Source organism: Glycomyces harbinensis (assembly GCF_900101745.1).
GTDB lineage: Bacteria > Actinomycetota > Actinomycetes > Mycobacteriales > Micromonosporaceae > Glycomyces > Glycomyces harbinensis.
The window spans coordinates 310,838-324,676 of the sequence record NZ_FNAD01000005.1; the positions used below are offsets into that span (position 1 = coordinate 310,838).

The 13,839-nt window shown below is 72.3% G+C and carries 11 protein-coding genes; 6 read left to right on the forward strand and 5 right to left on the reverse strand.

Translation table 11 applies throughout. The annotated features are described in order from the left end of the window. Positions 1-20: 20 nt before the first annotated feature. Entirely contained in the window at positions 21-3,179 is a 3,159-nt protein-coding gene (locus BLQ63_RS29625; protein WP_177154886.1) for a LuxR family transcriptional regulator, read from the forward strand. A 439-nt stretch (positions 3,180-3,618) separates the two neighbouring features. Further along, positions 3,619-5,151: a multicopper oxidase family protein gene (locus BLQ63_RS11350; RefSeq protein WP_091033738.1), complete on the forward strand. Its 1,533-nt coding sequence runs from the start codon at positions 3,619-3,621 to the stop codon at positions 5,149-5,151. A gap of 97 nt (positions 5,152-5,248) precedes the next feature. Here the strand turns inward: BLQ63_RS11350 and BLQ63_RS11355 are convergent, their stop codons facing one another. The 4 genes from BLQ63_RS11355 to larB form a co-directional block, all read right to left on the reverse strand. After that, a complete protein-coding gene (locus tag BLQ63_RS11355) occupies positions 5,249-5,623 on the reverse strand; it encodes a PH domain-containing protein (protein ID WP_091033742.1) in 375 nt (124 codons plus the stop codon). A 144-nt stretch (positions 5,624-5,767) separates the two neighbouring features. After that, a complete protein-coding gene (locus BLQ63_RS11360) occupies positions 5,768-6,142 on the reverse strand; it encodes a PH domain-containing protein (RefSeq protein ID WP_091033746.1) in 375 nt (124 codons plus the stop codon). Between the two features lie 40 nt (positions 6,143-6,182). After that, a complete protein-coding gene (larC, locus tag BLQ63_RS11365) occupies positions 6,183-7,625 on the reverse strand; it encodes a nickel pincer cofactor biosynthesis protein LarC (protein WP_091033749.1) in 1,443 nt (480 codons plus the stop codon). Beyond that, a complete protein-coding gene (larB, locus tag BLQ63_RS11370; RefSeq protein WP_091033754.1) occupies positions 7,622-8,422 on the reverse strand; it encodes a nickel pincer cofactor biosynthesis protein LarB in 801 nt (266 codons plus the stop codon). The genes larC and larB overlap by 4 nt, the downstream gene beginning before the upstream one ends. Positions 8,423-8,584: 162 nt before the next feature. On the opposite strand from larB, the gene BLQ63_RS11375 reads away from it, so the two are divergent. From BLQ63_RS11375 to BLQ63_RS11385, 3 genes are all read left to right on the forward strand, one after another. Continuing rightward, positions 8,585-9,316 (forward strand): glycerophosphodiester phosphodiesterase, encoded by a 732-nt coding sequence (locus BLQ63_RS11375; protein WP_091033758.1) that lies wholly within the window; start codon positions 8,585-8,587, stop codon positions 9,314-9,316. A gap of 116 nt (positions 9,317-9,432) precedes the next feature. Continuing rightward, on the forward strand, positions 9,433-9,834 hold the full coding sequence (locus BLQ63_RS11380; protein WP_091033762.1) for an ATP-binding protein: 402 nt from the start codon (positions 9,433-9,435) through the stop codon (positions 9,832-9,834). Between the two features lie 268 nt (positions 9,835-10,102). Beyond that, positions 10,103-11,443: a glycosyltransferase 87 family protein gene (locus BLQ63_RS11385; RefSeq protein WP_218125210.1), complete on the forward strand. Its 1,341-nt coding sequence runs from the start codon at positions 10,103-10,105 to the stop codon at positions 11,441-11,443. Positions 11,444-11,629: 186 nt separating this feature from the next. On the opposite strand, the gene dnaB is transcribed toward BLQ63_RS11385, so the two are convergent. Beyond that, positions 11,630-13,093 (reverse strand): replicative DNA helicase, encoded by a 1,464-nt coding sequence (gene dnaB / locus BLQ63_RS11390; protein WP_091033770.1) that lies wholly within the window; start codon positions 13,091-13,093, stop codon positions 11,630-11,632. 323 nt (positions 13,094-13,416) lie between these two features. Here dnaB and BLQ63_RS11395 point away from each other — a divergent pair, with 323 nt between their 5' ends. Further along, positions 13,417-13,806 carry a hypothetical protein gene (locus tag BLQ63_RS11395; RefSeq protein ID WP_091033773.1) on the forward strand — a complete coding sequence of 130 codons (390 nt, stop codon included), beginning with the start codon at positions 13,417-13,419 and terminating at the stop codon, positions 13,804-13,806. Positions 13,807-13,839 lie beyond the last annotated feature (33 nt).

Below are 13,839 nucleotides of genomic sequence, written 5' to 3' on the forward strand. Positions count from 1 at the left end.
GGCATGTCATGATTGCTGACATGCCGCGCCTTGGTTCCGATCTCCCCCTCTTCGCCCGAGACGGCGAGCTCGCCGCGCTCCGCGACGCGCTCGCCGCCGCGAGGCAGGGGCGACCGGCCACGGTGCTCGTCTCCGGTGACGCGGGGGTCGGGAAGACCCGGCTCCTCCACGAGTTCAACGACAGCGCCGGTGACGGTGTCCTCACCGTCACCGGCCACTGCCTCGACACCGCCGACTCCGCCCTCCCCTACCTGCCCTTCGCCGAGATCATCGGCACCCTCGCCCGCGACAACCCCGAACTCGTCGCCGCGCACCCCGGCCTGCGCCCCCTCCTGCCCGGCCACCCCACCGCCGCCGAGGGCGACCTCGGCCGCCTCGGGCTCTTCGAAGCCCTCCACGCCGCGCTCGCCGACCTCGCCTCCGCCGGGCCCGTCGTGCTCACCCTCGAAGACCTCCACTGGGCCGACCGCTCCAGCCGGGACCTCCTCGCCTTCCTCACCTCCCGCCTCACCGGCCAGCGCGTGCTCATCCTCGGCACCTACCGGTCCGACGCCCTCCACCGCGGCCACCCCCTGCGCCCCCTCCTGGCCGAGCTCGTGCGCCTGCCCGCCGTGCAGCGCCTGCACCTCGACCCCTTCGACGCCCAGCACGCCGCCGACTTCGTGCGCGAACTCAACACCGGGCTCGACGAGGAGACGGTCTCCAAGATCGCCGCCGCCTCCGAGGGGAACGCGTTCCTCGCCGAAGAGCTCGCCGCCGCCGAGACCCACACGGTCACCTTCGAACTCGCCGAAGTGCTCCTCGCCCGGCTCGAACGCCTCCCCGACGCCGCCAAGCAGGTCGTGCAGCTCGCCTCCGTCATGGGCCGGCGCTTCACCTACCGGCGCCTCAACGCCGCCGCCTGGTCCCTCCTCGACGACACCGGACTGCGGCACGAGCGCGAACTCGACCAGGCCCTGCGGGCCGCGATCTCCCACGGGATCATCGTCCAGAAGAGCCCCGACACGTACGCCTTCCGCCACGCCCTGCTCGGCGAGGCCGTCTACAGCGACCTCCTTCCGGGCGAACGCATCCGGTACCACCAGCGGATCGCCGAGTCCCTCGCCGACGACCACGGCAAGGGCGCCGAGGCCGAACTCGCCCACCACGCACACGAGTCCGGCGACCTCCCCTGCGCCCTTTCCGCCTCAGTGCGCGCGGCCGACGAGGCCGTGGAGCTCGCCGCCCCCGCCGAGGCCCTGCTCCACCTCGAGCGGGCCCTGACCCTCTTCGGCCGCGTCCCGGCCGAGAAGCGGCCCGAGGGGCTGACCGAACTGCGCCTGACGCTCCGGGCCGCCGCCAACGCCGGGGCCTCCGGCGAGATCAAACGCGCCCAGTCGTTCTCCGCGGCCGCGGTGCGCCTCGCCGACGCCTCCGGCGACCCCATCATGGGCGCCTCCTCCCGCCGCAAGTACGCCAAGCTGCTGCTGACCATCGAGGGAGACGAGCAGGAGGCCCACCGGATCGCCTGGGAGGCTTGGGAACTGGTCAAGGACGAGGAGCCCCGCGCCGTGAAGGCCTGGGCCCAGGCCGTGGTCGCCCGCACCACCTACTCCCTGCGCCGGTACGAGGAGGCCGCCCTGTGGTGCGCCCGGGCCGTCGCCACCGCGGACGCGGTCACCGCCTCCGGCGCCACCGACGAGCACGACGGCCACCTCGCGGCCAAGGCCGACGCGATGCTCACCGACAGCATCGCCGCGTTCCGCGGCGGCACCCTGTCCCTTGAGGAGACCATCGAGCGCAACAACGAAGCCCTCGACCTGGTCCGCGGCAAGGGCTGGCACGAGGTCGAACTGCGCGTGCACTTCAACAACGGCCTCGTCCTCACCGAGTTCTCCCGGATCCCCGAAGCGCTCGCGCACTTCGACCGCGGCGCCGAACGGGCCCGGTGCACCGGCGACAAGTGGAGCGCCTTCGGCATCGAGATCGCCGTCCGGCAGGTCATCTGCAACTACATGGTCGGCCGCTGGGACGCCGTCGACGCCAACGGCGAGATGGCCTCCAGCGTCATGCCCGGCGTCGTGCTCACCCGCGTCGCCGCCGCCGTGCTCCTCGTCGACGTCGCGCGCGGCCGCTTCGAGACCGCCGACCGGCGCCTGGGCTACCTCGCCGACCGCTGGCAGATCGACGGCCAGGTCCTCGCGCTGGCCTCGGTGTGCGGGGCCGAACTCGACCGCTGGCGGGGCCGCCCGGCCGACGCGCTGCGCCGCGTCGAGCGCGCCACCGAGAAGATGACCCGCATGCGCGGCTACTACCTCGCCGGCATCTCCGTGTGCGCCGCCGGGATCGGGGCCGCCGCCGACATCGCCCAGCAGCACCGCCACAGCGGCGACGCGAACGCCGCGAAAGACGCGGTGGCCGCGGGCGAGCGCCTGGCCGAACGGGCCCGGTTCTTCCTCGAGCACGGCCAGCCCCTGTCGGGCACGCTCGGCCCCGAGGGCCACGCCTGGGTCGCCCAGCTCGACGCCGAGGAGTCCCGCCTCTACGGCGAAGGCGACCCCGAACTGTGGCGCGCCGCCGCCGCGGCCTTCGACTACCGCAACGCCACCGGCGAACACGGCATCGAGAACGACACGGCCGCAAGCGAAGCCGCGCCGCTCGCCGAGCAGGACCGGCTCGAACTCGCCCTGAACGACCCGGTCGCCTCCGAGGCGCTGGCGCTCCTCGAACGCGCCGGAGCGGGCAAGGGCGCGGGCGACACCGGTGCGATCCCGATCGGCTCGGCATGGGAGTGGGCCGAGCCGTACCGGCAGGCGTACGCGCGCTGGCGCCTGGCCGAGGCGCTGCTGGCCGGGCAGGGAGGGGAGTCCCGGGCCGAGGCGGCCGCGGTGCTGACGGACGCGAAGGCCACGGCGATCCGCCTGGGCGCGACCCCGCTCGCCGAAGCGCTGTGCGAGCTGGCCGAACGGGCCCGGCTCGACGCGGCGGTGCCGACCTCCACGCCGCTGACCCCCCGGGAGCTGGCGGTCCTGCGGCTGGTGGCGCGGGGGATGACCAACCGGCAGATCGGGGCCGAGCTGTACATCTCCGAGAAGACGGTGAGCGTGCACCTCTCGCGGGCGATGGCGAAACTCGAAGTGGCAGGCAGAGCCGCAGCGGTCAACGCCGCGCACCTGCGCGGCTTTCTCACTGACGACTGACGGGACCCGCCGGCAGCGAGTGCGCGCGACGCGGAGGCGGGGCGGGCCATGGCCCGATCGGCGCCGGCCCGCGCCGAGACACCGCATCGAGCTCCGAGGTCCGTTCGGCTGGAGTCAGTAGGCTCCGGCGATCGAGCGGAAGGCCGCCGCTGTCGGGCGGACTGCGACCGGTCGACGGCCCGTCAGTCCCGCGCCGCTTCGGGGACGGCCGTGACCGGCGCCGCAACCCTGTCCTGCGGCGGTGCGACCGCTGCTGCGCTCTGGCGGCCGTGCGCCTGCGCGTACTGGACTCGGCTTGACCTGCGGTGCGGCCCGGCCGGGTTCGTGTATACCGCTACCGGGGGTTGACGCGCCCCGCTCCGCGTAACCCTTCAGTGGTACGCCGATTGCCTTCCTGTGCCCGATGTACGCGCCGAGCCTTCGCACGAACATTGCCCTCATGAAGCGGCGAAAAGCACTCAAGTGGACACTCATCGGCGTCGGCAGCGGCGTCGGGGCGCTCGCGCTCGGCAGCGCCGGCGCCATCGGGTACTTCTGGACCACCTCGAAGCTCGACACCGCCGGCAAGGTCGACTTCACCAACCCCCTCGCCGTGCCCCCGCTCGCCGAGTCGACCCAGGACCCCTCGGGCGCGCGGCGGTTCGACCTGGAGATCCAGTCGGGCGCGGTCGCGTTCAAAGACGGCCGTGAGACCGAGACGTGGGGCGTCAACGGCGCCTTCCTCGGGCCGACGCTGCGCGCCAAGCGCGGCGAAGAGGTCGCGTTCGCCGTCCGCAACAGCCTCGACGAGGGCACCTCGATCCACTGGCACGGCATGCACCTGCCCGCGGTCATGGACGGCGGACCCCACCAGGAGGTCGCCCCCGGCGGCGACTGGGCTCCCCAGTGGATGATCAACCAGCCCGCCGCGACCCTCTGGTACCACCCGCACCCCCACGGGCGCACCGGCAACCACGTCTACCGCGGCCTGGCCGGGATGTTCATCGTCGACGACGACGAATCCGACGGCCTGAACCTCCCCAAGACCTACGGCGTGGACGACGTGCCGATGATCGTCCAGGACCGGAAGCTCGACGGCGACAACCAGTTCGACGACAACGGCTCGTTCATGAGCATGCAGGGCCTCCTCGGCGACCAGGTCTTCGTCAACGGGACCCTCGGCCCCTACCTCGACGTGTCGACCCGCCTGGTGCGCCTGCGCCTGCTCAACGGCTCGGTCTCGCGCCTGTACAACTTCGGGTTCGACGACGACCGCCCGTTCTCGCTCATCGCCACCGACGGCGGTCTGCTCCCGAGCGCCTCGGAGACCGACCGGCTCCAGCTCTCACCGGGCGAGCGCGCCGAGATCGTGGTCGGCTTCGAGCCCGGCGAGACCGCCGTCCTGCGCTCCTACCCGGCCGACGAGGGCTACTCGGGCCCGCTCGGCCGCGTCAACGGCGCCGACGACACGCTCGACATCTGCGAGTTCCGGGCCGCCGAGAGCCTGACCGACACGACCGCGATCCCCGAGACCATGGGCGCCGCACCGGATCTGGCCGACACCGAGCCGGCCGAGGAGCGCTCGTTCTCGCTGTCGGGCTTCAACCAGATCAACGGCGAGTCGATGGACTTGCAGCGCATCGACTTCGGCGTCCGCGAGGGCTCTGTCGAGGTCTGGGAGGTCGCGAACGCGGACGGGTTCCTGCACAACTTCCACGTCCACGACGTCCAGTTCCAGGTCCTGGACGTGGACGGCGAGGAGCCGCCCGCGCGCCTGCGGGGCTGGAAGGACACCGTGCAGCTCGTCCCGCAGCGCAAGTACCGGCTGGCGATGCGGTTCACCGACTACACCGACCCCAACCTGCCGTACATGTACCACTGCCACATCCTCGCCCACGAGGACGCGGGGATGATGGGCCAGTTCGTGGTCCTCGGCGAAGGCGAGTCGATCGGGCAGGTCCCGGCCGTCGACTCGGCGCACTCCCACGGCTGACGCCGCGAGGAGCGCCGTTCCCGGACCAGGCGTCCGGGAACGGTGGCACCGGGCGGGCCGTCCGTAGGCACCACGTGAAGGCCCGCCCGGATCGCCGCTAGAGCACGTACACGCCGATGAGGTTGGCGAGCGTGCGGATGTCCACTTTGCCCTTGAATTCGAAGCGCACCTTGCCGAGCCCGCTGTACCAGAGGTCCAGCTCCGCGTCGAGGTCGAAGTGCCCGGAGGTCTCGACCGAGAATGCCTGGATCTTGCTGTAGGGCAGCGAGGTGTAGTCGCGCTTCTTTCCGGTGATGCCCTGGGCGTTGACGGCGATCACGCGTTTGTCGGTGAAGGCCACATAGTCCCGCACCCCTTTGAAGGCCGACACCAGCTGCTCGCCCTGCACGAGCAGCGGCTGCAGCTCGGAGGCGATGCTCCCGGGGTCGATCTGCTGGAGCTTGAAGAGTGAGCCGTTCGAGAAGTCGATCATGCGCTCATCGTAATGACCTCAATGGATTCCATGGGCACTGAGGACGGCCGGCGGGCGCCGGGGGCGGGAGGGACCGGGGAGCAGTGTCCCCTGGCCGATCCTCCCGTCCCGAGCGATCACGTTGCGGGGCAGTTGGATCCAGGATCAGAGGGTGGCGTTGGCGATGTGCTTGGCGATCGCGGGGAGGTCGACGTTCTCCTTGAACTCGAAGCGCACCTTGCCGAGCCCGGAGAACCACATGTCCAGTTCGCCGTCGTTGTCCATGAGGCCGTCGGTCTCCACCGAGTAGGCCTGGATCCTGTTGTAGGGCAGCGAGGCGTAGTCCTTCTTGCGACCGGTGACGCCCTGGACGTTCACGGCGATGACCCGCTTGTTCGTGAAGACCACGAAGTCCCGCACGCCTTCGAAGGCCAGCGCGACCGCTTCGCCGTCGGCCAGCAGCGGCTGCACCTCGTCGCGGAACGCGGGGTCGTCGGTCAGCTTGAGCTTGAAAATTGAGCCGTTCTCGAAATCGATCATGCGGGCAGGATATCGGTCCCGCCCCACCGCCGCGGTCCGGCTAATACCGTTCGGCCGCAAGCGCAGTGGCCTGCGCGATCACCACTTTGACCGGACGTGCCAACTTCACGGCCGCCGCGGCCGCGTCCTCGTACTCGACCGAGGCGTTCACGACCTCGCCGTCCTCCAGGGCGATCTTCACCCCGATCTCGCAACCGTCCACAGTGACATGCGTGTAGCGGCGCTCCAGCGCGTACTTGTCGATCTCGTAGGAGCGCATGCCGATCGTCGTCGTATGCCGCACCAGCGCCGACCGAACCGCCGCGACCGCCTCGGCGCGGCACAGCACGTGCACCGTATGGGCCGGGCGGCCCTTCTTCATGAGGATCGGCGTCAGCCACGCGTCCGAGGCCCCCGCGTCGAGGAGCGCCGCCAGCGCCGCGGGCCACAAGCGCGGGTCGAGGTCGTCCACGTTCGTCTCGATGACGACCGGCCGCCCCGAAGGCGCGCGGCCCTCGTCGCCGCCAGGCGCGGACGCGTGCTCCCGGCTCGCATCATGCTGGTGCCCATGGGTTTCGGAGCCCGAGTGGTGCCCGTGGCCCCCGGAGGCCGCTGCGCCGTGCCCGGCGGAAGCCGGTGCGCGCCCGTGGTCTGCGGTGGCCGGCGCGTGTCCGTGCGCCCCGGCCGCATCGTGCCGGTGTCCGTGCGATGCCGGATCGTGATGGTGCGCAGCGGATTCGCCGTGATGCGCGCGGCCCGAGGCCCTCGCCGGTTCGACCGTGCGGCCGACGACGATCCGCAGCAGGTTCGCCCGCTCCCGCGGGTCGCGCCCGCCCGCGCCCGCGCCGATCCGCTCGACCACCATCTCCGGCAGCGGACCGAAGTCCCCCGCGGCCGCCGCGACGATCGCCGCGCCCGTCGGCGTGCACGCCTCATACGGCACCGCGCCCACCGCCGGAGCGCCCGCGTCCGCGAGCACCCGCAGCACCGCCGGCGCCGGCAGCGGGATCGACCCGTGCGAACCCCGCGTCGTGCCGCCGCCCACGGTCACCGTCGACGCCGTCCACCGCTCGACCCCCAGGGACGCCAGGCCGGCCGCCGCCCCCACGATGTCCGCGATCGAATCCAGCGCGCCCACCTCGTGGAAGTGCACGTCCTCGACGTCGATCCCGTGCGCCGCGGCCTCGGCCGCCGCCAAACGGGCGAACGCCCCCAGCGCCAGCTCCCGGACCCGCTCGTCCAGATCCGCACCCTCGATCAAGTCCCGGATCGCACGCCAGCGCCGGTCCGTCTCGACCTCCGGCACCTCCACGCCGACCAGCGTCGCGACCAGGCCGTGGCGCGTGACCCTCTCGGCGCTCAAGCGGATCGGCTCGGTCCCGAGCGCGTCCACCGCCGCCTGCATCACGTCGAGCCCGACCCCCGCGTCCACCAGGGCGCCCAGGAACATGTCGCCGCTCGCGCCCGCCGAGCAGTCCAGCCACCCGACCGGCCCCGCCGTCACAGCGCCGCCTTCACGCCGAGGATCCGGGCCGCGGCCATCGCCGCCCCGAACCCGTTGTCGATGTTCACCACGCACACCCCCGGCGAGCAGGAGTTCAGCATCGTCAGCAGCGGCGCGAGCCCGCCGAACGCCGCCCCGTATCCCACCGACGTCGGCACCGCCACGACCGGCGCCGACACCAGGCCGGCCACCACGCTCGGCAGCGCCCCGTCCATGCCCGCCACCACGATCACGCACGCCGCCTCCCGCAGGTCGGCGACCTTGTCGAGCAGCCGGTGCAGCCCCGCCACGCCGACGTCCGCGACCAGGCGCGCGTCGATCCCGTTCGCCTGCGCGATCAGCTGCGCCTCGCGCGCCACCGGCAGATCCGACGTCCCCGCGCACACCACCGCGAGCGGCCCGACCTCCGCCTCCGGGAACGCGCCGACCGCGCACACGCCCGCCTCGACCAGCACCGGGTCCGCGTCGCCGAACGCCTCCAGCACCGCCGCCGCGCACGCCTCGTCGCACCGCGTCGCGACCGCGACCCGCGCCGGGTGGGCCTCTCGCAGCGCCCGCAGCGCCCCGACGACCTGCGCAGGGGTCTTGCCCGCCGCGTACACGGCCTCGGCCGAACCGGTCCGGGCCGGGCGGCCGGTGTCGATCTTGGCCCAGCCCAGATCCCGGTAGGCCTGGCCCTCCCCGGCGAACGCCTGCGGGGGCGTGAACTCGCGGCCCTCCGCGAACGCCTGCGGAGGCGTGAGCCCGCCGCCCTCGCCGAACGCCTCCGGGCCCGTAAACCTGTCCTGCTGTTCCACCAACCGATCCTTTCACCCGCGGTGGCCCTGCGACCACTCGAATCCGTCCCGTCCCACCCGAAGCGCCCCGCGAACGCCCATTCCCCGCACGTTCACGGCCGCCTCCCGAACCGGACACCGCGGTGCGGCCGTGTCGTCGGCCCCACCGTCTAAGGTCAAGGGGTGTCCCAGCCGCTGATCGCCGCCCACCGTGGTGCCAACGAGTTCCTCCCCGAACACTCCATCGCCGCGTTCCGGCAGGCCATCGTCGAGGGCGCGGACGCGTTCGAGTTCGACATCCGCCTGACCGCCGACGGGCACCTGGTCCTCCACCACGACCGCACCGTCAAACGCACCGCCGGCGCCAAGGGCGCCGTGGCGGACCTCACCCTCGAACAGCTCCGCGGGCTCAACTTCGCCCACCTCCACCCCGACTGCGCCGGCAACCCCGAGGCCGAGCGCATCCCCACCCTCGAAGACCTCTTCGGCCTCGTCATCGACTCCGGCAAGGACATCAAGCTCCTCGTCGAGGCCAAGCACCCCTCGAAGTTCGGGCCGCGGCTCGAACTGCGGCTGTGGGAGACGCTCAAGCGCTGGCCGGGACTGGACGTGACGGTCATGTCGTTCTCGCGCGCCGCGCTGAAGACCTGGCGGGGCCTGGACGTCGACACGCCCCTGGTGTGGATCTTCGAGTACCCGTTCCGGCGCCCGCCCGAGGGCGTGCAGGTGCTCAGCTCGCGCGTCGACTACGTCGATTCGACCCCGGAGTTCGTGGAACGCAGCCACGAGGCGGGCTATGAGGTGTACGCCTGGACGGTCAACGACGCCGACACCGCGCACCGGATGGCCGGGCTCGAGGTCGACCTCATCTTCACCGACCGGCCCGCCGCGATCCGGCAGACCTTGGCGGGGTGAAACTCCCCACTCCGCCGACGGACTCCGCGTGCGTCGGTAATGCTGGCGTCATGCGTTGGTAAAAGGTAGGTTGCTGTATAGCCTCCCCACGGCACGTCAGAAGGAAGGGGGACGTCATGCCCGCTGCGAAACAGGCACCGGAGCGGCTGCGCGTTCCCCACCAGTCCGGGGCGCCCGGTCAGGTCCGCCGGTGGCTGCGGGACGCGCTCCCCGACCTCCCCGAAGAAGTCCGCGACGACCTGCTGGTGTGCGCGACCGAGCTGGTCTCCAACGCGGTGCGCCACGCCCGGCCGCTGCCGGGCGGGGACCTGTGCGTGGTCTACACGCTGGGTTCGGCGGACGTGGAGGTCCGCGTGGTCGACGGCGGCTCGCGCACGCACCCGCACGTCTGCGCGGTGAACCTGGACTCGGCGCACGGGCGGGGCATGTTCATAGTGTCCAAACTGTCCACCGACTGGGGCGCGCGAACCCTCGGCGACGGCACCCAGGAAGTCTGGGCCCGCATCCCGCTCCGCTGACCGGGCTGCGATCCGCACCTCACCGGCTCGCCGCAACCCCCGGAATGTGATACCCCCGCGCCACCCTTGTGCCGGGGGCCCGGAGCACGGCCGCCCGCACCGCATGGGGCTGCCCGCGATCGGACCGTCGGTCCGAAGACGCGCCGCCGCCGTCCGGGATCGTCGGACCCCCGTGGCACCCTCGAATCGGGGGCGCTGCGATCCGCGCCCGCATGGCGCCCGGCCCTGCCCTCAATCCGGATTCGACCGGCCGCCGTACGCTGTCCGGGTGTCCAACCGCCCGCTCATCATCGACCTCGCCTTCTACTCCCTGGCCGCGCTCTTCGCGGGCGCGACCGCGCTGTGGACGACCCTCGACTCGCACGCCCAGTGGGGCGCGATCGCGTTCGGCGGCTACCTCCCGGCGGCCGTCTGCGCCGCGATCCTCCTGACCCAGCCGGGCGCGGTCTGGCGCCGCAGGGCCATCGTCGCCGGGGCCACCGCGGTCGCCGTCGCCGCGATCCCCTTGGTGTTCATGGCGATCGACCGCGCCGCGGGCGTCAGCGGACGGGCCCAGGAGGAAGTCCTCGTGGTCGAGGCCTCCGGCACGCGGCTGCTGGAGACCGGCAGCCCCTACCTCCGCGCCGACTCGATCGCCGCGCTCCCCGAACCCCTGCTCGGCTACAACCCCTACCAGCCGGGCATGGCCGTCTTCGGCATCCCGGCCGCGCTCCTCGGCGAGCACTGGTGGACCGACGCCCGCGTCTACTTCCTCCTCGCCGCGGCCGCGTGCGCGTACGCGGCCGTCCGGCTCCTGCGCGGCGGCGGTGCGCTCCAGGGCGCTGCCGTCGAGGGCGGCGCACTCGAAGCCGCCGGCGCGGGCAAGGGCCCGCTGCTGCGCGCCGTGCAGGCCACGTTCGTCTTCCCGGTGTGCGCGTTGACGTTCGCGACCGGCGGCGACGACATGCCGGTGGTCGCGCTCATGGTCCTCGCGCTCGCCCTGGCCCACCGCGAGCGGTCCTTCGGGGCGGGCCTGGCGGTCGGCGCGGCGGCCTCGCTCAAGCTGTTCGCCTGGCCGGTCGCCGTGGTCCTGGCGTTCCTCTTGTGGCGCAACGGGAACCTGCGCCGCTACCTCGGCGGGTTCGCCCTGCCGGTGGCGGTGACGATGCTGCCGGTCCTGGCGACCGATGCGCGAGGGTTCTTCGACAACGTGATCGCGTTCGGGCTCGGCCACGGCGTCGTCACCTCGCCGGCGCAGTCGCCGCTGCCCGGATTCCTCATCGCCGAGCACGTTCCGGGCGGCGACCTGATCGCCCCGGCGCTGCTGGGCCTGGCGGCCGTCGTGATCGCGTGGCTGCTGTGGACGCGCCCGCCGGCGTCGGCGGCGTCCGCGGCGATGTGGTGCGTCGCGGGGCTCTCGGCGGCGTTCCTGCTCATGCCCTCGACGCGCTTCGGGTACCTGCTGTACCCGGTGGTGCTGCTGGGCTGGTGGCTGCCGCTGCGCGACGCGATCGCGGGCTCGGCCGTCGGCACGCTGTTCACGGGGCTCCCCGTGGACGACGAGGTGGTCGACGACCTCGAGCACGAGACCGGCCCCGGCCCCTCGCTCGCGGTCGAGTGGTGGCGCTGACGGAGGGCGGCGCCGCACCCGTTCGGGTGACATATCGGCCCGGCGGGCCGGTTCTTGTCGCACCCCCGCGGCATTGTGGACGCCACGGTCCCCTCTGGGAGGGTGGGGGCTGGGGACGGCCGTTGCTCTAACCGTTAGTAGGGGAACCGCAGGCGGGAGAGCGGCCGGGGCGGGCGGTTCGGGCTCCTACACGGCCATGTCGACGAAGCGCGAGAGGTGCAGCTGGGCCGCGACGGTGATCGTGTCCGTCGCGCCGTTGCGGTGCTTGGCGACGATGAAGTCGGCCTCGCCCGCGCGCGGGGACTCCTTGTCGTAGTAGTCCTCGCGGTGCAGGAGGATGACCACGTCGGCGTCCTGCTCCAGCGAACCGGACTCGCGCAGGTCCGACAGCTGCGGGCGCTTGTCGGTGCGCTGCTCGGGCCCGCGGTTGAGCTGGGCGACCGCGATCACCGGGCACTGCACTTCCTTGGCCAGCAGCTTGAGCCCGCGGCTGATCTCCGAGACCTCCTGCTGGCGCGACTCGGTCTTCTTCGGCGAGGTCATCAGCTGCAGGTAGTCGACCACGATGAGCTTGAGGTCGTGGCGCTGCTTGAGGCGCCGGGCCTTGGCCCGGATCTCCATCATGGTCATCGACGCGGTGTCGTCGACGAACAGCGGCGCCTCGGAGATGTCGCCCATGCGCTTGGCCAGGCGCGTCCAGTCGTCGTCGGACAGGTCGCCCGACCGCAGGACGTGCATCGGCACCCGCGTCTCGGCGCTCAAGAGCCGCATGACGATCTCGAGCTTGCTCATCTCGAGGCTGAACAAGGCCGCGGCGTGGCGGTGGTGGAGCGAGGCGTGCCGCATGAAGTCCATGGCGGCGGTCGACTTGCCGGCGCCGGGGCGGCCGGCGACGATGATGAGCTGCCCGGCCTGGAGGCCCGAGAGCAGCCGGTCGAGGTCGGCGAAGCCGGTCGGGATGCCGGTCATGAGGCCCTGGCTGGCGCCGATCGCCTCGATCTCGTCCATCGCGGGCTGCAGGAGGTCCGACAGCACCGCGAAGTCCTCGCTCTGGCGGTTGTCCGTGACCTCGTACACCGCCTGCTGGGCGAGGTCGACCAGGTCGTCGATGTCGCGCCCGCCCTGGCCGCCGCCGTAGCCGTACTGGACCACTTTGGTCCCGGCCTCGATGAGGCGGCGCAGGATCGCCTTCTCCTTGACGATCTTCGCGTAGTACCCGGCGTTCGCGGCCGTGGGCACCGCGTTGAGCAGGTCGTGCAGGTACGGGCCGCCGCCGATCTTGGCGAGGTCGCCGGAGTCGGCGAGGGCCGCGGCGATCGTCACCGCGTCGGCCGGCTCGCCGTTGCCGAACTTGTCGATGACCGCGTCGAAGATCATGCCGTGGGCGGGCTTGTAGAAGTCGCCCTGGCCGAGGACCTCGATGACGTCGGCGATCGCGTCCTTGCTCATGAGCATGCCGCCGAGGACCGACATCTCGGCCTGGAGGTCCTGGGGCGGGGTGCGCTCATAGGTGCGGGCGCCGCCGCCCCCACCTCCTCCACCGCCGCCGCTGAAGGGGTCCTCGGGCGGGGAGTCGAAATAGGAACCGCCGGATCCGTTCGCGCCGTTCGCACGTCGCGAGAAGGCACCTTCCGTCGACACGTCGGTCATGCCGTCACCCCCTCGGTCACCGTGCGTTCACTGTGAATGTACCGCCTGCATCCGACAGAACGGCGGCGTCAATGACGCTATGTCGCCCCGGGCACGGTTGCAAACGGGTCTGTGGACAACCTGTGGACAAAGCTGTGGATAACCTGTGGATAACTAGGCCCGGGCCTGTGGACAACCTGTGGACAAGAAGGTGATCCGGGCTCGGATCAGGGGCGTCAGCAGGGGCGGCGCCGTCCACCGCCTGTGGACGGAAATTCGTTCGTGCCAACTTGCCACTACAGTGGTGGACGACCCCCGGCACGGATCAGAGGAGAGTGCGGCGCATGACCGCTCCCCAGCGCCCCGAGCGCAGGCCCCGTCTCGACCCCGACGGCGACGACCGGCCCGGCGAGCGCGCGTTCACCCCGACGTTGCTGGTGACCCTCGCCTGGTACGCCGTGCCCGCGGTGGTCTACCTGACGTGGGTGCTGTCGCAGGCGCCGGTCGACGCGAAGTGCGCCGAGACGGGCTGCACGGCGGCGGGCCGGATCGGCGCGGCGGTCGCCGGCGGCTGGGCCTGGACGCTGTCGTCGCTGACGGCGAGCCTGCTGGTGGCGGTGCTGCTGCGGCTGCCGCGGGCCGGGTGGCGCGCGGGCGTGGCCGGATCGGCCGCGGCGATCCTCGGCGCGGGCCTGGTGACGGTGGTGCTGCGGACGGCCGGCTGGGTCATCTGAGGCCCCGCGAGGATTCACCCCGAAGAGGGAACG